The sequence below is a fragment of the Ruegeria sp. G10 genome, from assembly GCF_056533645.1.
The window spans coordinates 231851-254423 of the sequence record NZ_JBQFOQ010000004.1; the positions used below are offsets into that span (position 1 = coordinate 231851).

Genomic DNA, 22573 nt, shown 5'->3' on the forward strand with positions numbered 1-22573 from the left:
AGACGATATTTTCACGCAACCGGAGCACGCCTTGAACAGCCATGTCTCCCATAGCGCCTCGCTCGGAGCTGATCTGCGCGCCCTGCGTAAGGCGCGCGGGCTGACACTGACCGAGATCGCGGCAGAACTGGACCGCTCGGTCGGCTGGCTCAGTCAGGTCGAGCGGGACAAGTCAGAACCGTCGATCTCGGATTTGAGGCAGATTGCCAAATGCCTCAACGTGCCCATGTCCATGCTGTTTGGCCAATCTGCTACCCCTGCTGACGAACAGGGCCTCATCGTTCGCGCGGGGTCCCGTCGGAAGATGGGGTCCGGTGAGGAAGGTCTGATCGAGGAACTGCTCTCACCCGATCTGACCGACGACTTTGAAGTCGTCCATTCGACGTTCCAACCCGGATCCCGTCTGAACACGCCGACCCTGCGTCCAACGCAAGAGGTGGGCTATATGCTGTCCGGCAGGCTCGACCTGACGATTGGGGATCGTTCGTTCACTGTTGGTCCCGGAGACAGTTTCCGCATTCGGAATGAAAGCCATCTTTGGTCCAACCCCTATGATGAGCCCGCCGTGGCCGTCTGGGTCATTGCCCCGCCGGTTTACTGATGAGTTTCGAGGCCTGGACCATATTCGCACTGTTCTGGGTGGTGTTCGTCACCACGCCGGGGCCGAATGCTGTCAATTGCATCTCAAACGGGATGAGCCTGCCGTTTCCCAAGGCCATGCTGGGCGTGCTGGCAATCCTGACGCAGGCCAGTGCCTTCCTGATCCTGTCGGGGCTGGGCATCACGGCGCTGATCGCGGCTTCGCCCACCGGGTTTTTCATCGCCAAACTGGTCGGGGCGGGATTCCTGATCTGGATGGGGGTCCGCGGCTGGATGAACGCCAGCAAGCCCGCGCCCGCGTCTGAACGCCCCGCAAGGCACATCTATCTGCATGCGCTGGCCGTGGCGACCATCAATCCCAAAAGCGTCGCCGGGTATCTCGCGGCGTTTTCGCAGTTCGTGCAACCCGACGCGCCGGTCTGGCAGCAGATGGGGATCATCATGCCCACCGCGCTGGTCATCACGACGCTCAGCTACACCGGTTTCACCCTCTTGGGTGCGCTGATGGGCAGGGCAGCATTGGGGGCCGTGTTCAACATCTGGGTCCGTCGCGTGATGGCGACCTGTTTCATTATCTACGGCGTATTGCTGGGCACCAGCACCACGCCCGCAGCAAGAGGGTAACGACATGCACAAAGGATCCTGCCTGTGCGGCAAGGTTGCGTTCACCATCGACGGAGACCTCGCCCCACCCAATGCCTGCCATTGTGGCCAGTGCCGCAGGCAATCGGGCCATCTGTGGGCGTCATGTGTGACGCATGAGGATAACCTTAACTTTACCTCCAGCGAAACGCTGGGTTGGTACCGCGCCTCGGACATCGCAAAGCGCGGTTTTTGCAGCGCATGTGGCTCGTTCCTGTTCTGGCAGCATAATGACGAAGATACGATCGCAGTTTCGGTTGGGTCACTGGACGAACCGACGGGGCTGAGGCTCGCCCAGCACATCTTTGTCGCCGACAAGGGCGATTACTATGACATTCAGGACGATCTGCCCCAACGGGCGCATTAGCGGGGACCCAAGCGCATGAGTGACTTTCCAACCAAGGCCCGCGTGGTCATCATCGGCGGCGGCGTCGTCGGCTGCTCATCCCTGTATCATCTGGCCAAGAAGGGCTGGACCGATTGCGTTCTGCTGGAAAAGAACGAGCTGACGGCCGGCTCGACATGGCACGCGGCGGGGAACGTGCCGACATTTTCGACCTCATGGGCGATCATGAACATGCAGCGCTATTCGACCGAGCTGTATTCGCGTCTGGCGGATGAGGTTGATTACCCGATGAACTATCATGTCTCGGGCTCGATCCGGCTGGCGCACAGCAAAGAGAGGATGCAGGAGTTTGAGCGCGCCCTGTCCATGGGCCGCTATCAGGGCATCCCGATGGAGATGTGGACCCCCGAACAGGCGAAAGAGCGCTATCCGTTCCTTGAAACCCATGATCTTGAGGGCGTGCTCTACGACCCGACTGATGGGGATATAGACCCTGCTCAACTGACGCAGGCGCTTGCAAAAGGCGCGCGGGACATGGGTCAGAAGATCATCCGTTTCTGCCCGGCGACCAACGTGACCCAGCATGACGATGGCACCTGGACCGTACACACCGATCAGGGCGACATTGCTTGTGATTACGTGGTCAACGCCGCCGGGTACTACGCGCAGCGCGTGGGTGAGATGTTCAAACCCTACGGCGGGCGCACCGTTCCGGCAATGGTCATGAGCCACCAATACCTGCTGACCGATGAAGTGCCAGAGGTCGAGGCGTGGTCAAAGGAAAACGGTGGCAAGCTGCCTCTGCTGCGCGACGTGGATATCTCGTACTACCTGCGGCAGGAAAAGAACGGCTTCAACCTTGGGCCTTACGAGCCCAACTGCAAGGGCCATTGGATGACCGAAGACGATCCGATGCCCGAGGATTTCAGCTTCCAGCTGTGGAACGACGATCTGGACCGGATCGAAGACATCGTCACCGACGCGATGGAGCGGGTGCCGCTGATGGCGACCTCGGGCGTGGGTCGGGTGATCAACGGTCCGATCCCCTATGCGCCGGATGGTCTGCCGCTGATCGGCCCGATGCCCGGCGTGAAAAACGCGTTCGAAGCGCACAGCTTTACCTTTGGCATCGCGCAAGGCGGTGGTGCAGGCAAAGTGCTGGCCGAATGGATCGTCGATGGCCATACCGAGTGGGATATGTGGGCCGTCGATCCGCGTCGCTACACCGACTACACCGATCAGGACTACTGCAACCAGAAGGGCATGGAGGTTTACGGCAACGAATACGCCATGCACTTCCCCCATCATGAATGGCCTGCGGCGCGCAACAAGAAACTCTCTCCCGTCCACGCCAAGGTCAAGGAACTGGGCGGTGTCATGGGGGCCTATAACGGCTGGGAGCGCGCCAACTGGTTTGCCCAACCGGGCGACGATACCTCGCTTGAGGCGACGCATACCTGGGGTCGCTCGGGCCCGTGGGAGCAGCGGATCAAGGAAGAATGCGAGGCGGTTCGCGATCATTGTGGCGTGCTCGACCTGCCGGGTTTTTCGCGGTTCAAAATCCAAGGGCCCGGCGCGGACGAATGGCTGCGTGGGCTTGTGACCGGGTCATTGCCCAAGATTGGTCGCGTCGGGCTGGTCTATTTCTCGGATGATCGCGGCCGCATCCTGACCGAGATGTCCGTAACCCGCGAAGCAGAAGACCTGTTCGTACTGGTAACAGCGGCGACCGCCCAATGGCATGACCGGGAATGGCTTGAACGCCACATGCCTGCCGATGCCGCCTTTACGCTGGAAGACTGGACCACGCGGATGGACACGCTGATCGTGACCGGCCCCAAATCGCGCGAGGTTCTGGCCAAGGTCTGCGATGCCGACCTGAGCCTGCCATGGCTCAGCTTTCAGGAAAGCGAGATCAAGGGCGGATGGGTGGCACTTTTGCGCGTGTCCTTCGCCGGAGAGCTTGGGTGGGAGGTCCACGCCGAGAACGCGGACATGCCCGCCATCTATGATGCGATCCTCGAAGCTGGTGCCAAGCCGTTCGGAATGTATGCCCTGAACTCGCTGCGCATCGAAAAGGGATACCGCGCGTGGAAGGGTGACCTGTCCACCGACTACTCGCTGCTGGAAGGCGGGTTGGAGCGGTTCGTCAAGCTGGACAAGCCGCAGGACTTCCCCGGCAAGGCGGCGATCCTGAACGAAAAGCAGCAGGGCGTTAAGAAATCTTTCGTCACTCTGACGGTTGAGGCCGGTGACTGCGACGCGCCCTATATGTCCTGTATCTGGCAGGGTGATCAGATCGTGGGCGAGACGACCTCGGGCGCATGGGGGTACCGTGTCGGAAAATCCATCGCGTTGGGCATGGTCAAGGCCGAGCTGGCCAACCCCGGCACTGCGTTGGAGGTCGAAATCTACGGCCAGAAATACCCCGCCGTGGTGCAAGAAGATCAACCGCTATGGGACCCGGCCAACGAGCGGTTACGGGCCTGATCAATGGGCGTTCCAAGCGTCATGCAAGGTATCTATCTGACCCGCCACGGCGGGCCGGATGCGCTGGAGTGGCGCGAGGATATCCCGGTCCCAAGCCCCGGACCCGGTCAGGTTCTCGTCCGGGTCGCGGCGGCTGGGGTGAACAACACCGATATCAACACGCGCGTAGGCTGGTATTCCTCGGACGTGACCAGCGCGACCGATGCGGTTGATAAGGACGTGGACGCAGGTGGCTGGGGCGGTGCGCTCTACTTCCCCCGCATTCAGGGTGGTGACCTGTGTGGCATTGTCGAGGCGGCAGGCCCCGAGACTGGCTTCCAACCGGGTCAGCGCGTGACGTGTCCGATCAACCTGCCACGCCCCCGGCCCGGAAATCCGACAGGCTTCATCGCGCTGGGGTCCGAGATTGACGGGGCCTTCGCGCAATATTGTCTTGTCGAGGCGGCTGATCTCTACGATGTCTCGGCCTCGCCGCTGTCCGACGTCGAAATCGCCGCTATTCCCTGCGCCTTTGGGACGGCGGAAAATCTGCTGACCCGCGCGGGCGTGACCGCAGGCCACAAGGTTCTGATCACCGGCGCGTCGGGTGGTGTCGGCCTTGCCGCCGTGCAACTGGCCGCGATCCGGGGCGCGCATGTCTACGGCGTCACGAGCACGACCAAAGCGGATGTGGTCAAAGGCCAGGGGGCTAGCGACACGTTCGACCGCAACGCGCCCTTGCCCAAGGATATGTTCGACGTGGTGATCGATGTCGTGGGCGGCCCCGCGTGGCCCGGCCTGATTCTGGCGCTGAAACCCGGTGGGCACTACGCCGTCTCGGGTGCCATTGCCGGGCCGATGGTTCAGGCCGATCTGCGCGACATCTACCTGCGCGACATCACCATCCACGGCTGCACCCATCAGGCGTTCGAGGTCTTTGGCCGGCTGGTCGATCTGATGAACGCGGGTCGGATCAAACCTCTGATCTCAAAGACATATCCGCTGAAAGACATTGCGCAGGCGCAAGAGGACTTTCAGTCGAAAACACTACCGGGAAAACTGGTGCTGATCCCTTAAGGACGACGACTATGGCTGACATCACACTTCTGGATGGCTCAATCGGGCAGGAACTGGTCAAGCGCAGCGGCGACCGGCCGACGCCGCTTTGGTCCACCCGCGTGATGATCGACAAGCCCGCCATTCTGGCCGAAGTCCATGACGCCTATTTTCGCGCCGGAGCGACGGTCGCGACCACGAATACCTATGCCATCCATCGCTCGCGCCTTGTGCGCGAAGGGATCGAGGATCAACTGCCTGCCCTCGTCGATGCCGCGCTGTCCGAGGCCGAACGGGCACGCGCAACCAACGGGGGCCGCATCGCGGGGGCGCTGGGTCCGTTGCTGGCCACCTACCGCCCCGATCTGAACCCCGACCCGGACGAGGCCGCCGAAAAGTTCGGCGAACTTGCCGCAATGATGGCGGATCGAGTGGACCTGTTCCTGATCGAAACCGTGTCGTCGTTGCAGGAAGCCGAAGGCGCGCTGCGGGGCACCGAAGGGCACGGCAAACCCGTCTGGATCGGCTTTTCGGTCAAGGATGACGACGGCACGCGGCTTCGCTCGGGCGAGCCGCTGCGCGACATTGCCCTTATGCTCGAACGGTTCTGCCCCGAGGCTGTGCTGATCAACTGCTCACGCCCCGAAGCGATCCCGGCGGCGTTGGACATTCTGGCCCCGATGGGCGTGCCCTTTGGGGCCTATGCCAACGGTTTCACCGGGATCACCGACGGGTTTCTGGAAGAGGCCCCAACCGTCGACGCCCTGAAGCAGCGCGGCGATCTTGGACCTGAAGCCTATGCCAAACACGCCATGGGCTGGGTCGAACAGGGAGCCACAATCGTGGGCGGCTGCTGTGAGGTTGGCCCCGAGCATATCGCCCAGCTGGCACATCATCTTCGCGACGCCGGTCACCGGATCGTCTGACACCAAACTCTGAAAGACAGGAAAAGGCACCCAGATGGTTGATCTTCCCACCAAGGCCCGCGTGGTCATCATCGGCGGCGGCGTCATAGGCTGCTCGGTTGCGTATCATCTGACCAAGAAAGGCTGGACAGACGTTGTACTGCTGGAGCGCAAGCAACTCACCAGCGGCACCACGTGGCATGCGGCCGGGCTGATCGGGCAACTACGCGCGTCCTCGAACATGACAAAGCTGGCGCGGTATTCAGCGGAACTGTATCTGGGGTTGGAGGAAGAGACCGGCGTGGCCACGGGGCTGCGTCAGGTCGGGTCCGTCTCGGTCGCGCTGACCAATGAGCGCCTGGAGGAGCTGTACCGAAACGCCGCGATGGCGCGTGCCTTTGGCGTGCCGGTCGAGGAACTGTCGCCAGCAGAAGTCAAAGAACGCTACGCGCACATCAATCTTCAAGGCGTAACCGGCGGCGTGTGGTTGCCAACGGATGGGCAAGCTGATCCCGCCAATATTGCGCTGGCGCTTGCCAAAGGCGCCCGTCAGCGTGGGGCTGTCATCCGCGAACGCGTGAAGGTTTCGGGGATTTCGCGGCAGGGCCGGAACGTCAGCGGTGTCGGCTGGATCAGCGACGACGGGCAGGCGCAGGGTCATATCGCCTGCGACATGGTCGTCAACTGCGCCGGCATGTGGGGTCACGAAGTTGGCCGGATGGCGGGCGTGAACGTCCCGCTGCATGCCTGCGAGCATTTTTACATTGTCACAGAAGGCATTGAAGGACTGGCACAAATGCCTGTACTGCGCGTGCCGGATGAATGCGCCTATTACAAAGAAGACGCAGGCAAAATCCTGCTGGGCGCATTTGAACCAAATGCCAAGCCCTGGGCGATGAATGGAATCCCTGACAGCTTCGAGTTTGATCAATTGCCCGAGGATTTCGACCATTTCGAACCTATCCTCGAAGCCGCCGTCAACCGCATGCCGATGCTGGCCGAGGCGGGGATTCACACCTTCTTCAACGGTCCCGAAAGCTTCACACCCGATGATGCCTATCATCTGGGCCTAGCGCCTGAGATGGACAATTACTGGGTCGCCGCCGGGTTCAACTCGATCGGTATCCAGTCCGCCGGTGGCGCAGGCATGGCGCTGGCCGAGTGGATGGAGAGTGGCGAGAAGCCGTTCGATCTGGGGGATGTGGACATCAGCCGGATGCAGCCGTTTCAGGGCAACAGGCAATATCTGTACGAGCGCTCGAAAGAGACTTTGGGTCTGCTCTATGCTGATCACTACCCCTATCGCCAGAAAGCCACCGCACGCGGGGTACGCCGCACGCCATTCCACCACCACCTGAAGGAACAAGGCGCTGTTTTCGGCGAACTGGCCGGATGGGAGCGCGCCAACTGGTTCGCCGATAAAGGGCAGGAACGGGAATACCAATATAGCTGGAAGCGCCAGAACTGGTTCGAAAACTCAGCCGCCGAACACCGCGCCGTGCGCGAAAATGTGGGCATGTATGATATGTCATCCTTTGGCAAAATCCGCGTTGAAGGTCCCGATGCCGAGAGGTTCATGAACTATGTCGGGGGTGGTGACTATGCGGTGCCAAACGGCAAGATCGTCTACACCCAATTCCTGAACCGCAATGGCGGGATTGAGGCCGACGTCACCGTCACCCGCCTGTCCGAGATCGCCTATCTGATGGTCACGCCCGCCGCCACGCGGCAGGCCGACCAGACCTGGATGATGCGCCATGCGGGCGGGTTCAACGTGGTGATCACTGACGTCACCGCAGGCGAAGGCGTTCTGGCCGTGATGGGACCGAACGCGCGCAGTCTGCTGCAGAAGGTCTCGCCCAACGATTTCTCGAACGAGACCAACCCGTTTGGCACAGCGCAGGAGATCGAGATTGGCATGGGTCTGGCCCGCGCTCACCGCGTGACTTATGTGGGCGAACTTGGGTGGGAGATTTACGTCTCATCGGACATGGCAGGCCACGTGTTCGAAACGCTGTTTGAGGCGGGACAGGATTTGGGGCTTAAGCTGTGTGGCATGCACATGATGGATAGCTGCCGGATCGAGAAGGGCTTCCGTCATTTCGGCCACGACATCACCTGTGAGGATCATGTAGTCGACGCCGGGCTGGGCTTTGCGGTGAAACCGGACAAGGGATGTGATTTTATTGGCCGAGAAGCGGTGATCGCTCGCAAGGAAAGTGGCCCGCAAAATCGGCTGGTGCAATTCCGCCTGACCGATCCCGAACCATTATTGTTCCACAACGAACCGATCGTTCGGGATGGCGAATATGTGGGGTATCTGAGCTCGGGGAACTACGGCCACACGCTTGGTGGTGCGATTGGCATGGGATATGTGCCATGCGCAGGTGAGAGCGCTGCGGATGTTCTGGCCTCTACTTACGAAATTGATGTCTGCGGTGTGAAGGTCAGGGCCGAGGCCTCTTTGAAACCGATGTATGACCCCAAATCAGAGCGCGTGAAAATCTGAAAACCGTTGGGGGCTCTGCCCCCGCCGCCCTTTGGGCGGCTCCCCCGGGATATTTTTGGCCAGATGAAGCATGGGACCCTTTCTTCATCTGGCTCTAAATATCCCGGAGCGCGAGGTAGAGCCTCGCAAAAGACATGCCATGGGTCTGGGCGCTGGTTGATGACTTATAGTATCAGAATATGTGATGCTCGATCTAACAGAATTCGAGGTTTCCCGAAGGACGGCATTGCCCTAGACAGAGGCGCTGCCCTTGGAGAGGCCTATGACTGCACGCGACGTTTCTGATCGGAACACGGATTCACCCAAGGGGTTGGCTCTTGCTGTGACGGCTTATGTGCTATGGGGGTTCCTTCCGCTTTACATGAAAGCCATGGCGCATATCGGCCCGGTCGAGATCGTGGCGCATCGGGTCATTTGGTCCGTGCCCGTCGCAGGGCTGTTGCTGATCGCTTTGGGTCGGACCTCTGATTTGAGGGCAGCGTTGCGCAATCCGCAGATGTTGGGGATGGCAGCGCTGACTGCGGCGCTGATCTCGGTGAACTGGGCGATTTATGTGTGGGCGATTTCTTCCGGCAATGCACTGGATGCGGCGCTGGGGTACTATATCAACCCGCTGTTCAGCATTGCCTTGGGTGCGGTTCTTTTGCGCGAGCCTTTGACCAAGACACAGTTGCTGGCCGTTGGTCTGGCTTCCTTGGGTGTGCTGGTGCTGGTGGTGCAGGCAGGGAGCTTGCCTTGGGCTGCGCTGGGGTTGATGGTGAGTTGGGGGTTCTACGCCTTCTTCAAACGCTCGCTTCCAATCGGGCCCAATCAGGGTTTCTTGCTGGAGGTTTTGATCCTGCTGGTTCCCGCACTGACCTATGTGACGTGGCTGGGGGCGACCGGTACGGGGCATTTTGGCGCCGCAGTGTCCGATACCATGCTGCTGGCGGGTGCAGGGATCGTAACTGCCGTACCCCTGCTGGTCTATGCAAACGGGGCCAAGCTGGTGCGGCTGTCAACGATGGGCATCCTGCAATACATCGCGCCGACGATGATATTCATCACCGCCGTCACCTTGTTCGGTGAGAAGATCGACAGTGCAAGAATGATTGCCTTTCCCCTGATCTGGGCCGGTCTGGTGGTTTATTCAATTCCGATGATCCGGCAGATCCGGTCTCAGGCCTGAGTGATCAGACGCGCGGCCTCATCAGCCCAGAGCGCGTAGGTTTTGGGGCTGGGATGATAGCCATCCGGGGCGGCTAGCGCCGGGTCATCAGGCAAATCCAGCGTCAGATGCCGCGCTTGCGGAAAGCGGCTTGCAACCTGCTGCAACCCTTGGTCCAGCCGCTTGGCCTGTTGGCCCAGCACCCAGGCCAGTGGTTGGGGCAGGGCGGGGAAGCGGTTCATCTGCGGCACGCCGGTCACGATCACTTTGCGCGCGCCGAAGCTATCGGTCAGTAGGGTCAGCAGCTCTGCCTGCTGCGCCGCGAATTGCCGGGCTGAGACCGCGCGTGTGACGTCATTCACACCGAGTGCTGTGACGACAGCATCAAACTCCATGTCCAGTTTTTGCAGCCGATCAAGCGTGTCCCGCGTCGTGTGCCCGGTGGTGGCCTCAAGGTGCCATTCGACGGAATTGTGTTTTGCCAGCCGGCGAACCAGATGACCCGACAGCGCCTGTTGCTGCGTGCCTGCCCCGACCCCAGCGGCTGAGCTGTCTCCGGCGATCAACAGGCGTAGGCGGGGGCCACGGCCTTCACGCCCCTCGCGTGGGCCAATGGGTTCGGGCAGGAATCGCGCGTTGCGGCGCACCGTCAGGCCTTGCAGGGCCAGAACGGGCAGCAGGGGGACGCGAACAAGTTGATCAGCAGCGATTGGCATGGTCAGCTCAGCGCGTCTTTGAACTGCAGGAACCGGGCATCTTGCATCACGCGGGCCATCATGGCCTCGCGCAGCGCTCCAATGGTCTTATAGGGGCGCATGACCACCTCGAAGTCCTGAATCAGACCGTCTTCGTTCAGGGTGATCAGATCGACGCCCACTGCATCCAACTCACCCACCTTGCATTGGAATTCCAACGCCCAGTCATTGCCTTGACCCATCGCGCGCCGGTAGCGGAAATCAGAGAACACCTGACCCACATGGCCCAGAACCGCCGCAACCGGTGCACGCCCGGTCCAAGTGCTGTAGTAGGTTGGTGGTGAAAACCGCACGTCCTCAGCCAGCAGATCGTGGATCAGGCTTTCATCGCCTTTGGCGACAACCTCTTGCATATGTTGGATCGTGGGATGCATGTGTCCTCCTGTCTGTTGTAGCAACAGTTGCTGAACCCGGCCGTATCAGGCAAGGACGACGTTGCGGGAGGTTGCGTGCTGCGATAGGCAGGCGCGCATGAGCGAGACCTATGATCCTCCGCAGACGCCTCTGGACGTGCTGTATGAAGACACGCAGCTGATCGTTGTGAACAAACCCGCGGGGCTGTTGTCGGTGCCCGGGCGGGGGGCGCATCTGGCCGATTGTCTGCTGACACGGGTGCAGGCGGCATTTCCGCAGGCGCTGCTGGTGCATCGGCTGGATCGGGATACATCGGGCGTGATGGTCTTTGCCCAGACGCCCCATGCGCAGCGGCATTTGGGGCTGCAGTTCGAGAACCGTCAGACCCGCAAGGCCTATGTCGCCCGCGTCTGGGGGCGGCTGGAGGACAAGACGGGCACGATCGATCTGCCGCTGATCGTCGACTGGCCCAATCGCCCGCGTCAGATGGTGTGCCATGAAACGGGCAAACCTGCCGTCACCGAATGGCGCGTGGTGAGGTACGAGGGTGAGACGACGCGTGTGCGACTGTTTCCCAAAACCGGGCGCTCTCATCAGTTGCGCGTGCATATGCTGGCGCTGGGCCACCCTATTCTGGGTGACCCGTTTTATGCCGATGGCGCGGCGCGGGATTTTCCGCGCCTGATGCTGCATTCGGAGGAATTGCGCCTGAAGAACCCCGAAGGCGGTGTTTCAATGAAATTCCGCGCCAAGGCGGATTTCTAGGCGGTTCGGGTCCAGAACACCTTCAGATTGCCCAGCGAAAACCGCCGGGCGCGCCGTTTTGGGGCGCAGGGCTGACGGGCGGCCATGATCTCGCGCTCGATCTCGAACCCGCGCAGCGTATGGTCTTGTGCCCAGCGGTCCAGTTGCAGGGTCATCAGGACGTGATGGTCTCGGCTTGGCATAATGGGCCTCCTTTCGGGTGAGACCAGAATTGCCGATCACTCCTGACACCACCTTGTCAGGGGGATGTGCTAAGGTGTCAGCAGAAATACCGGAGACCCTGATGCGCCGTTCCACCCGCCTGTTTGAAATCATTCAGATTCTCCGCGCCGCCCCCGCGCCGGTGACGGCTGAGACGCTGGCAGACAAGCTGGAGGTGTCCGTCAGGACCGTCTATCGCGACATCGCCGCGCTTCAGGCTCAGCGCACGCCGATCGAGGGCGAGGCAGGGGTCGGATACCTGATGCGCCGGGGGTATGACCTGCCGCCGCTGAACTTCGACGCCGAAGAGGTCGAGGCGCTGTGGGTTGGTCTATCGATGCTGGCGCGAACCGGTGACAGTACGCTGCAGCAGGCCGCCGACCGGGTTTGTCGCAAGATCGAAGCCTTGCGCGCGCCCGCCGATTGGCTGCAGGTCGCGCCGTGGGGTGCACCGGCAGACGATCCGGCCAAGGGCTGCGTGCCGGTCGTGAATTACCGTGAAGCGATCCGGGCCGAGCGCAAGATTCGCATCACCTATGTCAATTCCCAAGGCGAGCGGACCGAGCGAACGGTACGACCCGTTGCACTGATCTATCACATCGAATGCACCATGCTGGCGGCGTGGTGCGAGCTGCGCAACGGCTTTCGCCATTTCCGCACCGACCGCATCTGGGCCTGTGAGTTGACCGAGGATCACTTCTGTGGGCAGGGCGAGCCGCTGCGCGCGATCTGGCAGGAACAGAACCGCTGGGACGCGCCCGCGCAGGCCCACTGAACGGCACGTAACTGCCAATTCACCCGATTGTTGCTTGAGCCCCGGCCCAAGCGGCGCGATATAATGGGGCAAAGAACGTGGCGCCCGGCTAAAACGGATGCCAGAGCAGAAGGTTGAACCCATGACGATTTCCAAGTTTGTTGTTGCCGCCGGGCTAAGCTCGGCTTTGGTTTTGGGGGCCTGTACGGACCCCGGTACGCTGAACCTGCCCGCTGATCCCAACCAGAATGCCAAGCAGGGTGCTCTTTTGGGTGGTCTGATCGGGGCGGGCGTTGGTGCGATTGCCAATGATTCCGATCCGCTTCTGGGCGCGCTGGCCGGTGGGGCCATCGGAGCCGCCGGTGGTGGTGTCATCGGCAATCAGCTGGACCGGCAGGCCGCCGAGTTGCGGCAGCAGCTGGCCAATGACGGCATCATCATCACCAATGCAGGTGACCGCCTGATCGTGACCGTGCCCAATGACATCACCTTTGCCACCGACAGCTCGACGGTGAACCCGGCGCTGCGGGCCGATCTGGTGCGCGTGGGGCAGAACCTTGTGCGCTATCCCAACTCGGACGTGCAGGTCATCGGCCATACCGACAGCGACGGGGCTGCATCGTACAATCAGGGCCTCTCGGAACGGCGCGCCCGGTCGGTTGCGGATATCCTGCAGGCCAACGGCGTGAACAGTGCCCGGATCACGACTATCGGTCTGGGGGAAAGCCGACCTGCGGCGTCCAATCTGACGCCCGAAGGCAAGGCCCGTAACCGTCGCGTCGACATCGAGATCATACCGAACGTGCGTTCCTGATGTGACGGGGTGCTGTCGGCGGCTGCGGTTTATGCACAGTGACTGCGCGTCACCTGGTCTTTGGCGCGCGCTTTTCTCGGACTAACTATTGGGAAACGCTTAAAACGGAGTTTCCCTATGTCCGATCCTGTTCTGCTCAGCCTGTCCGGCTCTTTGCGCCAAAACGCCACTAACCGCAAATTGCTGCGCGAGGCGGCGCGCTTGTTTGAACCCGGCACCCATATCGAGGCGGATCTGAATCTGCCTCTGTATGATGGCGATCTTGAAGAAGGGGAAGGTATCCCCGAAGCGGTGCAGCTGCTGGCGGATCAGATCGCGCGGGCTGACGCGGTGATCATCTCGACCCCGGAGTATAACAAGGGGCCATCGGGTGTTCTGAAAAACGCGCTGGACTGGGTCAGCCGAACCAGCGGCAGCCCGTGGATGGACAAACCGGTGGCCGTGATGTCTGCCGCTGCCGGTCGCGCCGGGGGCGAGCGCGCGCAGATGATCCTGCGCTCCTTCATGGTGCCGTTCCAGCCACGTATCCTGCAGGGCCCAGAAGTTCATCTGGCCGACAGCTCTAACGAGTTTGATGACGAGGGGCGGCTGACCAACGACCGCTATGAAAAGACGCTTGGGGCGCTGATGCAAAAGCTGCGGGCCGAGGCGGAAGTTTGACCCATGAGGGCGTGATGGAGGCCGAGGCCGTCATAGACCTCATGGACTCCGCGCGTGCCCGCGCGTTGCAGGTGGCGTTGGGGCAAGCGCCCTCGATTGAGGCGGGCGCGGCCCTACCGCCGTTTTTCCATCACCTCTATTTCTGGTCGCCCTTGCCGCCGTCTGATCTGGGGAGGGATGGGCATCCGAAAGTTGGCCTTGGGCTGATCCCGGATATGGGCTTGCCCAGGCGGATGTGGGCCGGGGGGCGATTGCAGTTTCACCAGCCCCTGATCGCGGACGTCGAGGCTGAACGACGGTCCGTCCGTGAAAGCTCGGCGCAGAAGACCGGGCGCAGCGGTCCACTGGGCTTTGTCACGCTGCGCCATGAGATCTGGCAACAGGGCACCCATTGCCTGACCGAATGGCAGGATCTGGTCTATCGCGAGGACCCGTCGCCCGAGGCCCAGCTTCCTCAACGACCGCAGGCCCGCACGGATGAGACCGACCGCCGCGAAGTCAGCTTTGATACCACCCTGCTGTTTCGGTACTCGGCGCTGACCTTCAACGGACACCGCATCCACTATGATCTGGATTATGCGCGCGAAGTTGAGGGCTATGCCGGGTTGGTCGTGCATGGACCTTTGCTGGCGCAGCTTCTGATGCTCTATGCGACCGAGTTGATGGGCCCACTGACCGCGTTTTCCTTCCGCGCCACGGCCCCGCTGATGCATTTCGAAACCGCAACCCTCTGTCGGAGCGGGCAGGCGCTGTGGGTGCGCGGACCGGACGGGCGTGAGTGTATGCGGGCTGAGGCGCTAACCTAGACGCTTTTGCATCGTGATCGAGGTGGTGCGGTCATAGCCGGGATGGGCCACCTCACCGGTTTTGACAAATCCCATGCGCGCAAAGGCGGCATGGTTTTCGACAAGCTCGACGCGGGTTTGCAGTTCCAGAACCGAGAACCCAAGCGCCTTTGTGCGGGTTTCGGCAAGCGCCACAAGCTGCCGGGCCAGACCCTTCCCCCGTTGGCTATGGTCGACCGCCAGTTTGCTCAGATACAAACGCCCGGGCTTTGGCGTCAGAAACACCACGGCATCGGGGGGCGTACCGATGACCCAGACCTCGCCCCCGCGCGCCTGATCCCGCAGCGTGTCCTCGGTCAGCCGGTGCATAGATGAGGGCGGATCAATGCGACCTTCCATATAGGCAAAGCTTTCCCGGATCAGCGCCAGCACCTCGGGCAGTTTCGGACTGTCCGGGAACAGGCGCTGCGGTGGGACTTCGAAGGTCACAACGATGCCTCGGGCCGGAAATCGTCGGGGATCGCGTCTTTGCCGTCCAGCATCAGATCGGCCATGACCTCGGCCACTTTCGGGGCCATTCCGAAGCCTATCTTGAAGCCGCCGTTGGCGATGAACTGGCCTTGGTGCAAAGGATGCGCACCGAGCATCGGGGCGCGGCTTTTGCTGCGGGGGCGCACACCGGCCCATCGCTCGATCACCTCGGCCCCATGCAGCAGGGGCAGGGCGCGTGTGGCGCGGTCCAACACGTCGTCCAGTGCTGCATCGGTGCTGGTGGGGTCATCATAGTCCCGTTCGGACGTCGATCCGATGGCCAGCGTGCCATCCGCGTGCGGCACGATATGAACGGCATCCGCGAATAGCTGCGGCACCTCTCCGGCATCAAACCGCAGCAAGGCGGCCTGTCCCTTGACGCCATTGCCAACCGTCTTGCCGAAGGCGCGGCTGAGCTCTTCCAGACCGGCGAGGCCCGTGGCGTGAATGACCTGACCCTTGTCGGGGGCCTCTGTTGTCACCTCGACCCCCATCACCCCCAGCGCCGCGACCAAAGCCGCACAGGCGCGTCGGGGGTGCATTCGTGCGCTCAGCGTGTCGTGGATGACAAAGCCAGTGGGGCTGGGCGGGCACCAAGCGCCGACCTCGGCCACTGGGCGCACGGTCCAACGGGCGCGCCCCTGCCAGAGCGTCTCGGCCGTGGTTGCCCGCGTATGGGCGAGGTCAATGCTGCGTTGGTCGCCAATGGGCTGCAACCTACCCAGCCGCGCATAGCCGGGGGAAACGCCGCCCGTTGCCTCGACCTGTTGCCAGAACGGTTCGGCCATGATCAGGCTGTCGAACTGAAAGGCCTTCTTGGCGTTCCAGTTCTCGGGCACATGCGGCGCAAGCGCCCCCACCAGCCCGCCGCTGGAGCCCGCGCCGGGGCCGAAGGGGTCGACCACCTGAACCTTGGCCCCGCGTCGGGCGCAGGTCCATGCGATGGACAGGCCAAAGATGCCTGCGCCGCGCACCGTCACATCGACCATTGCCAATCCCCTTTTCCTTGTTCAGTGTCGCGCCGCCTAGCTACAGGATAACCCGATGGCAGACCAGCGTGCCGAACTGACGTGGACCGAGGATCAGATTCCTGTCTCGGACCGTTTCGACGATCCGTATTACTCGTTGCAGAACGGGTTGGAAGAGACGCGCCATGTGTTCCTTGCAGGCAACGACCTGCCTGCGCGCTTTGCACCCGGATTTCACATCGCCGAGCTGGGTTTCGGCACCGGCCTGAACATGCTGACCGTCTGGTCCGCGTGGGAGGGCGCAGGGCAGACCTCACCGCTGCAGTTCACCAGTTTCGAGGCCTTCCCGATGGCCCCAGACGATATGGCCCGCGCGCTGGCGGCATTTCCCGAACTGTCGCCATGGACGGATCGCTTTCTGGCGGTCTGGACGGGCCAGAGCTGCACGTTGGATACGTTGCATCTTGAGGTCATCGTCGGGGATGCCCGTCAGACCCTGCCCGACTGGGATCACAAGGCGGACGCATGGTTTCTGGATGGCTTCTCACCCGCCAAGAACCCCGAACTATGGGGTGCGGACCTGATGCAGCAGGTGGCTGACCACACGGCGCCGGGCGGCACGGCGGCAACCTACACCGCCGCCGGGTTCGTGCGCCGGGGCTTGGCCGACGCCGGGTTCGAAGTTACCCGCAGCCCCGGCTTTGGTCGCAAGCGGCACATGACGCGGGCGGTCAAGCCATGAGCCAGCAGAACAACGTGAACGCGGGCATTGCGCTGATGATCGGCGCGACGATTGTGTTTGCGTTGCAGGACGGCATCTCGCGCCATCTGGCGGGGACGTATAACACCTACATGGTGGTGATGATCCGGTATTGGTTCTTTGCCGCTTTCGTAATTGCGCTGGCGGCCAGATCACCCGGAGGCCTGCGGGCTGCGGCGCGGACCAGCCAGCTTCGGTTGCAGATTTTCCGGGGCCTGCTGCTGGCCGGGGAAATCTGCGTCGCCGTCTACAGTTTCACGATCCTCGGGTTGATCGAAAGTCAGGCGGTATTCATCTGTTATCCGCTGCTGATCGCCGCGCTCAGCGGCCCGCTGTTGGGCGAGAAAGTCGGCTGGCGGCGTTGGGCTGCGATCGGCGTCGGTTGCGTCGGTGTTCTGATCATCCTTCAACCCGGTGCCGGGGTGTTCAATCCCTGGGCAGTGATCCCGCTGATCTCTGCGCTGATGTTCGCGGTTTATGGCCTGCTGACCCGATACGTCGCACGGCGCGACAGCACCGCCACCAGCTTTTTCTGGACCGGCGTCGCCGGCGCTGTCGCAATGACCTGCGTGGGTGTCTGGTTTTGGGAACCGATGGCCGGCAGTGACTGGCTGTGGATGGCGCTGCTCTGTATCACCGGCGCGCTGGGGCATTGGCTGCTGATCAAATGTTACGAGATGGCCGAGGCCAGCGCCGTACAGCCCTTTGCCTATTTCCACCTGATGTGGAGCGCCATTCTGGGCATCACCATCTTCCACGAGACCCTACGCCCTGCGGTCGTGCTGGGCGCAGGTCTGGTGATTGCGGCGGGGCTTTTCACCCTATGGCGCGAACGACGCAAGGGTTGAGCCGGTCAGTTCCTGTGAAAACGGCACCGGAAGGGGCGGCTGGCCCAGCCGCGCGCGATAAACCGGCAGGCTCTCGGCGACGCGCATGACATAATTGCGGGTTTCCTTGAAGGGGATGGTCTCAATCCAGTCGATCACATCGATTTCTCCGCGGCGCGGATCGCCATACCGCTCCATCCACGAAATCGGGCGGCGGGGTCCGGCGTTGTAGCCAGCCGCCATCATGACGACGTTGCCGTTAAAATCCTCGGCAAGGCTGGACAGGTAATTCGCCCCCAGCTTGGCATTATACCGCCAGTCCGAGGTCAGACGCCCGGTCTTGTGTCCGCTGAGAATACCAAGATCCTTGGCCACCAGCTGCGCCGTCGCGGGCATCACTTGCATCAGTCCGCGCGCGCCTGCGCCGCTGATCACAACCGGGTCAAATTCGCTTTCGCGCCGGGCAATGGCCAGCGTCATTTCTTTCGCCATTGGCAGGCCCATGTCGGCCACGGGATGCACCGGGTAATAGGCGGCAGGCAGGACAACCCCGGTTGTCGCCGCGCGCTTGGCGATCATGACGGCCAGGTGCGGCTCGTTCAGTTCGATCACAAGATCACCCAGTTGTTCAGCCTGCGTCTGGTCGAGGCTTTCGACCAAATGAGTCAGGAAGCGTTCCGAGAGGTTGCCCTCGCCCGCCTGTAAAAGCAGCAGGCCCGCCTCCAGTACGCTGGAATCGGCAAATGCAGCCTGTTTCCAATGCGGCGCGCGGCGCGGGTTCGCCAATTCGGGGTCAAAAGGTCGCCCGATGCGCTCGGCCGCCAGCAGCCCGTAGAACGAGGTCTGGTGATCCGCCCCAACCGCGTAGGCCTCGTAAGCCCTATCCGCGTCGCCCGCGGCTGCATAGGCCCGGCCAAGCCAGTAGCCACCGCGCCCTTTTGAAATCGGAGACTGCACCGCGTCTGAGAAGTTCTGGAAATGCCGAACCGCCGTTGCCGGATCATCCAGCTTGCGCAGGGCGAGGAAACCCGCCAACCATTCCAGATCGGCATAGCCATAGCCCATATCCGGCGTCATGTGATGATTGGCGGCAATCGCATAGGCCCGTTCTGCGCTGCCCGTGCGCATCTCAAGCCGCGCCAGCCTGCGCCGCCCCTCGGCCCATTTGTCCGGCTCTCCCAGCGCGTCAGGTCCGGTTGACCGGGTCAGCATCAGATCGATGGCGCTGTCGTCTAGCTCCTTCCGGTCGCGCCAGACGAACCGGTCAAAGGCCAGCCCTGGCGCATCAGCCAGAGATTTCGGCACTGCGGCAACCTTGCCATCCACCCCGTTCTGGCGTTTTTGCAAGGCGATCCGGGCCTCGGCCAGCTTGCGCTGGTCGCCGCTGACCACGGGCAACATCTGCCCAGCGCTGACAAGATGGCCATCCCACAACATCCGATCCATGCGCGCCGCGTGATGCGGCCTCAGCAGTTTGCCGAAATTTTCCAGATAGCCCTTCTGCAGACCCGCGCCCATCGGCATCGTCCGCCACGCGGTTACGATATCGGCCTCGGCTTCCCCACGGCGCCCCACACTCATCAGCGCAACGGCATAGTTCAGCGCGCCTTCGGCGGTTTGCGGTGGCATCCCATCGTAGAATTTCAGCACCCGATCGGCGTCGGCATTGGTGAAGGATGGCTCGCTCTTGCGGCGCAGCCATGCCAGCCCCGGCCAATCCGGCCGCCGTTCGAGAAAGACCAGAACATCGCCCGAGCTTCCAAAACCCTCGCGCAGCCAATGCCAAACGATGACATCGCGCGAAACCGACCCACGCTGCCCCGAGACACGCAGAGCGGCGTTCCAGTCCCCCTTGCGCATCTCATAAAGGCCTGCGCGCAGATCGCCTACGGCATCAGCCCGCGCCTGCCCCAAAGATACTAAAATCACCGCAACCAAAAGAGCCAGTACGCGTGTCATGCCTTGCATTTCCCAACCAACCAAGGATAGAGCCATTCAGGATAAACCTTGCGCCGCCGGGATCAACACGGATCGCCATGATTGTGATGTCCCGTGACGCAAAAACTGCTAACTGCACCTTAAGGAGCGTGTCATGTTCAAAGGCTCGATGCCAGCCCTCGTCACCCCGTTTTCAAACGGCGCGTTGGACCTGGATACGCTCAAACGCCTGGTAGACTGGCAGATACAGGAAGGTTCCACCGGTCTGGTGCCAGTGGGCACGACGGGTGAAAGCCCGACGCTCAGCCATGAAGAACACGAAACCGTTGTGGCTGAGGTCGTGAAGGCCGCCGCAGGTCGCGTCCCGGTGATCGCGGGTGCTGGCTCGAACAATACGGTCGAAGCTATTCGGTTCGTGCAGTTTGCCGCCAATATCGGCGCCGATGCGGCGCTGGTGGTGACGCCCTATTACAACAAGCCCACGCAAAAGGGCCTGTTGGCTCATTTCCGTGCCCTGCATGACTGCGCCGATATCCCGATCATCATCTACAACATCCCCGGCCGCTCGATCATCGACATGACGCCCGAGACCATGGGTGAACTTGCCAAACTGCCACGCATCGTCGGCGTCAAGGACGCAACCGGCGATCTGGCCCGCGTCAGCCAACAACGCGCTACATGCGGACCTGACTTCTGCCAGCTCTCGGGCGAGGACGCCACCGCGCTGGGCTTCAACGCCCATGGCGGCGTCGGCTGCATCTCGGTCACGGCCAACGTGGCCCCCAAACTCTGCGCCGAATTCCAGCAGGCAACGCTTGCGGGCGACTACGCCAAAGCACTGACCTACCAAGACCGCCTGATGCCCTTGCACGAGGCGATCTTCATCGAACCCGGCCTTGTCGGAGCCAAATATGCTCTTAGCAAACTCGGCCTGTGCAGCACCGAAGTCCGCTCGCCCCTGACCGAGCTGGAAAGCAGCACCAAGGCATCCATCGATGCTGCAATGGCTCATGCGGGTCTGATCTGACGACCCCTGGAAACGGGGATCCAAACTTCATCTGGCTACAAATATCCCGGGGGAGGAATTGGCCTGCAAGGCCAAGGAGGGGGCTGGCCCCCTCCCTCACCGTTTCCCGTAATACAGCCCGACGACATGCTCGGCCTGTGCGAAAAACAGCCAACGCGAGATCACAACGCCGGTCAAATGCGACAGCACGGCCAAAAGCGCGAACAGATGTTTGATCACGACTCCTCCGACGGGGATAAGGATCAGCAGCAACGGCAGCGCAAAGGCCAGCCCAAACGAGATCACCCGCAGTTTTTGCGCGTGTTTCCGACCCACCACATGGACGAATTCCCTTAGCAGATAGTTGGTTCCGGTATGAGGCGGCTCGAACGCGCGCACCGTGCCGCGTGTATCCAACCCCGTGGCTGTGCCCAATGTGGTACCCGACCGCGCCAACGCGCCGTCTCCTTTGGCCCAATAGGCCAGTTGCACGGCCCCTGCGATGGCCAGCAGCCAAGGGGCGAGCGCCTCGGCCCCGGCCAAAAGTGCGCCACCCGCGAGGCTGAAAGACAGGAACATCGCGGGTGTCAGGTTCATGTTCCAGCGCGGGATAGTCTTGAGCTGCGTATAGATCATTGATGTGGTGAAGACGGTGGCGATGCTGAGCAGCGCCCCGATCCACCCCAACAGCGCCCAGTGACTGTGCAAAAACACCGCCCCCAGCGCATAGAGTCCCATGACCATGAGCGCCGCCACTGCGCAGACCCCTTCGCGGCTGAGCCAGCTGGATTTCCATTGGCTGAACGCCTTCCACGCGCGTTCGGGATGCCCCAGATGGAAGGTCGAGGCCAACAGCCCTCCCACCGCCAACGCATAGGCGATGATGTAGAAGACGAACGCAACGAATCCCGTTACCGCAGGTTGACCGAGACCCAGGAAGAACAGCAGGCCGAAGCCCAGACCGGAAAATGTGGTGAAGATGATGACGGAAGGGGCCGGATGCATCAGAGCTTCTCCAACGTCTTGTCGAGCCAGCCGAGAAAGCCCTTGGGGTCTTCGGCCACGGGGGCCAGCAGCGGGGCCAGAATGTCGATCTGCTGGTCAACTGTATCCTTGGCCCGGGGCGGCAGGTATTTGTTCACGGGTTTGGTACCCATTTCGGGCATCAGGTCCATCCCGTCGCGCTCGGCCACCAGTTTGCTGACATCGCTGTCCGGATCGCCCAGATCACCGAAATGTCGCGCACCGGCGGGGCAGGTGCGGACGCAGGAGGGGACCCGGTCTACCTCGGGCAGGTTTTCGTTGTAGATGCGGTCGACACAGAGGGTGCATTTCTTCATCACCCCTTCGGCCATATCCATCTCGCGTGCGCCATAGGGGCAGGACCATGCGCATAGCCCGCAGCCGATGCAGTCGCTTTCGTTGACCAGCACGATCCCATCCTCGACCCGTTTGTAGCTGGCCCCGGTTGGGCAGACGGTGACGCAGGGTGCATCCTCGCAATGCAGGCAGGATTTGGGGAAGTGGATGAGTTGCGCGGGGCCTTCCGTGGGCTGTACCTCATAGGAATGAACGCGGTTCAGGAAGGTGCCGGAGGGGTCGGCTCCGTACGCGTCCTGATCCGAGAGCGGCGCGCCGTAGTTTTCCGTGTTCCAGCCTTTGCACGAGATTACGCAGGCATGGCAGCCGACGCAGGTGTCGAGGTCGATAACCAGACCCATTTTGCGCTCGGTGGAGTGGGGGAGCTGGGTCATGTCAATGTGCCTTCGCGTGCTTGGAGA

24 protein-coding genes are annotated in these 22573 nt (G+C 62.0%); 16 read left to right on the forward strand and 8 right to left on the reverse strand.

Translation table 11 applies throughout. The features are described 5' to 3' along the window. Window positions 1-31: 31 nt before the first annotated feature. From ACR0KM_RS09735 to rarD, 8 genes are all read left to right on the forward strand, one after another. Complete coding sequence (locus tag ACR0KM_RS09735; protein ID WP_480858884.1) at window positions 32-601, forward strand: helix-turn-helix domain-containing protein; 570 nt, start codon at window positions 32-34, stop codon at window positions 599-601. Further along, complete coding sequence (locus ACR0KM_RS09740; protein WP_480858885.1) at window positions 601-1224, forward strand: LysE family translocator; 624 nt, start codon at window positions 601-603, stop codon at window positions 1222-1224. Before ACR0KM_RS09735 ends, ACR0KM_RS09740 begins: the two co-directional genes overlap by 1 nt. Window positions 1225-1228: 4 nt before the next feature. Beyond that, on the forward strand, window positions 1229-1609 hold the full coding sequence (locus ACR0KM_RS09745) for a GFA family protein (protein WP_480825576.1): 381 nt from the start codon (window positions 1229-1231) through the stop codon (window positions 1607-1609). A gap of 15 nt (window positions 1610-1624) precedes the next feature. Then, window positions 1625-4078 carry a GcvT family protein gene (locus ACR0KM_RS09750; protein WP_480858887.1) on the forward strand — a complete coding sequence of 818 codons (2454 nt, stop codon included), beginning with the start codon at window positions 1625-1627 and terminating at the stop codon, window positions 4076-4078. 3 nt (window positions 4079-4081) lie between these two features. After that, window positions 4082-5134, forward strand: a complete 1053-nt coding sequence (locus tag ACR0KM_RS09755) for an alcohol dehydrogenase family protein (RefSeq protein ID WP_480858888.1) — start codon at window positions 4082-4084, stop codon at window positions 5132-5134. Window positions 5135-5145: 11 nt separating this feature from the next. Next, window positions 5146-6039 carry a homocysteine S-methyltransferase family protein gene (locus ACR0KM_RS09760; protein WP_480858890.1) on the forward strand — a complete coding sequence of 298 codons (894 nt, stop codon included), beginning with the start codon at window positions 5146-5148 and terminating at the stop codon, window positions 6037-6039. Window positions 6040-6073: 34 nt separating this feature from the next. Continuing rightward, on the forward strand, window positions 6074-8527 hold the full coding sequence (locus ACR0KM_RS09765) for a GcvT family protein (protein WP_480858892.1): 2454 nt from the start codon (window positions 6074-6076) through the stop codon (window positions 8525-8527). Between the two features lie 262 nt (window positions 8528-8789). After that, on the forward strand, window positions 8790-9695 hold the full coding sequence (rarD, locus tag ACR0KM_RS09770; RefSeq protein ID WP_480825566.1) for an EamA family transporter RarD: 906 nt from the start codon (window positions 8790-8792) through the stop codon (window positions 9693-9695). Here rarD and ACR0KM_RS09775 read toward each other — a convergent pair. Then, the gene (locus tag ACR0KM_RS09775; RefSeq protein ID WP_480858893.1) at window positions 9686-10390 is read right to left on the reverse strand and encodes an SGNH/GDSL hydrolase family protein; all 705 of its coding nucleotides are present in this window, start codon (window positions 10388-10390) and stop codon (window positions 9686-9688) included. The genes rarD and ACR0KM_RS09775 overlap by 10 nt on opposite strands. Window positions 10391-10392: 2 nt before the next feature. Then, window positions 10393-10803: a nuclear transport factor 2 family protein gene (locus ACR0KM_RS09780; RefSeq protein WP_480858895.1), complete on the reverse strand. Its 411-nt coding sequence runs from the start codon at window positions 10801-10803 to the stop codon at window positions 10393-10395. Between the two features lie 97 nt (window positions 10804-10900). Between ACR0KM_RS09780 and ACR0KM_RS09785 the strand changes: the two genes are divergently transcribed. After that, window positions 10901-11548 carry an RluA family pseudouridine synthase gene (locus ACR0KM_RS09785; RefSeq protein WP_480858899.1) on the forward strand — a complete coding sequence of 216 codons (648 nt, stop codon included), beginning with the start codon at window positions 10901-10903 and terminating at the stop codon, window positions 11546-11548. Here ACR0KM_RS09785 and ACR0KM_RS09790 read toward each other — a convergent pair. Beyond that, window positions 11545-11730: a hypothetical protein gene (locus tag ACR0KM_RS09790; protein WP_480858901.1), complete on the reverse strand. Its 186-nt coding sequence runs from the start codon at window positions 11728-11730 to the stop codon at window positions 11545-11547. The two genes, ACR0KM_RS09785 and ACR0KM_RS09790, sit on opposite strands and share 4 nt — an antisense overlap. 101 nt (window positions 11731-11831) lie before the next feature. Between ACR0KM_RS09790 and ACR0KM_RS09795 the strand changes: the two genes are divergently transcribed. The 4 genes from ACR0KM_RS09795 (at window position 11832) to ACR0KM_RS09810 (ending at window position 14783) form a co-directional block, all read left to right on the forward strand. Further along, complete coding sequence (locus ACR0KM_RS09795; protein ID WP_480858903.1) at window positions 11832-12524, forward strand: helix-turn-helix transcriptional regulator; 693 nt, start codon at window positions 11832-11834, stop codon at window positions 12522-12524. A gap of 121 nt (window positions 12525-12645) precedes the next feature. Then, the gene (locus ACR0KM_RS09800) at window positions 12646-13317 is read left to right on the forward strand and encodes a YiaD family glycine zipper/OmpA-like lipoprotein (protein WP_480858905.1); all 672 of its coding nucleotides are present in this window, start codon (window positions 12646-12648) and stop codon (window positions 13315-13317) included. A 117-nt stretch (window positions 13318-13434) separates the two neighbouring features. Then, window positions 13435-13977, forward strand: coding sequence for an NADPH-dependent FMN reductase (locus ACR0KM_RS09805; protein ID WP_480858907.1), 543 nt, complete (start codon window positions 13435-13437; stop codon window positions 13975-13977). 14 nt (window positions 13978-13991) lie between these two features. After that, window positions 13992-14783 (forward strand): HTD2 family dehydratase, encoded by a 792-nt coding sequence (locus tag ACR0KM_RS09810; RefSeq protein WP_480858950.1) that lies wholly within the window; start codon window positions 13992-13994, stop codon window positions 14781-14783. Here the strand turns inward: ACR0KM_RS09810 and ACR0KM_RS09815 are convergent. Together ACR0KM_RS09815 and ACR0KM_RS09820 are read right to left on the reverse strand one after the other, a co-directional pair. Then, window positions 14775-15161, reverse strand: a complete 387-nt coding sequence (locus tag ACR0KM_RS09815; protein WP_480858953.1) for a GNAT family N-acetyltransferase — start codon at window positions 15159-15161, stop codon at window positions 14775-14777. The genes ACR0KM_RS09810 and ACR0KM_RS09815 overlap by 9 nt on opposite strands. An 86-nt stretch (window positions 15162-15247) precedes the next feature. Next, on the reverse strand, window positions 15248-16282 hold the full coding sequence (locus tag ACR0KM_RS09820) for an NAD(P)/FAD-dependent oxidoreductase (RefSeq protein ID WP_480858909.1): 1035 nt from the start codon (window positions 16280-16282) through the stop codon (window positions 15248-15250). A gap of 55 nt (window positions 16283-16337) precedes the next feature. On the opposite strand from ACR0KM_RS09820, the gene mnmC2 reads away from it, so the two are divergent. Next, entirely contained in the window at window positions 16338-17003 is a 666-nt protein-coding gene (gene mnmC2, locus ACR0KM_RS09825) for a tRNA (5-methylaminomethyl-2-thiouridine)(34)-methyltransferase MnmC2 (RefSeq protein WP_480858911.1), read from the forward strand. After that, the gene (locus ACR0KM_RS09830) at window positions 17000-17869 is read left to right on the forward strand and encodes a DMT family transporter (RefSeq protein ID WP_480858913.1); all 870 of its coding nucleotides are present in this window, start codon (window positions 17000-17002) and stop codon (window positions 17867-17869) included. The genes mnmC2 and ACR0KM_RS09830 overlap by 4 nt, the downstream gene beginning before the upstream one ends. Here ACR0KM_RS09830 and ACR0KM_RS09835 read toward each other — a convergent pair. Then, window positions 17843-19807 carry a lytic transglycosylase domain-containing protein gene (locus tag ACR0KM_RS09835; protein ID WP_480858915.1) on the reverse strand — a complete coding sequence of 655 codons (1965 nt, stop codon included), beginning with the start codon at window positions 19805-19807 and terminating at the stop codon, window positions 17843-17845. The genes ACR0KM_RS09830 and ACR0KM_RS09835 overlap by 27 nt on opposite strands. Before the next feature lie 133 nt (window positions 19808-19940). On the opposite strand from ACR0KM_RS09835, the gene dapA reads away from it, so the two are divergent. Beyond that, on the forward strand, window positions 19941-20813 hold the full coding sequence (dapA, locus tag ACR0KM_RS09840) for a 4-hydroxy-tetrahydrodipicolinate synthase (protein ID WP_480858916.1): 873 nt from the start codon (window positions 19941-19943) through the stop codon (window positions 20811-20813). Between the two features lie 96 nt (window positions 20814-20909). Here dapA and ACR0KM_RS09845 read toward each other — a convergent pair whose 3' ends face one another. Both ACR0KM_RS09845 and ACR0KM_RS09850 read right to left on the reverse strand, forming a co-directional pair. After that, window positions 20910-21797: a dimethyl sulfoxide reductase anchor subunit family protein gene (locus tag ACR0KM_RS09845; RefSeq protein ID WP_480858918.1), complete on the reverse strand. Its 888-nt coding sequence runs from the start codon at window positions 21795-21797 to the stop codon at window positions 20910-20912. Then, window positions 21797-22546, reverse strand: a complete 750-nt coding sequence (locus ACR0KM_RS09850) for a 4Fe-4S dicluster domain-containing protein (RefSeq protein WP_480858920.1) — start codon at window positions 22544-22546, stop codon at window positions 21797-21799. Before ACR0KM_RS09850 ends, ACR0KM_RS09845 begins: the two co-directional genes overlap by 1 nt. Between the last annotated feature and the right edge of the window lie 27 nt (window positions 22547-22573).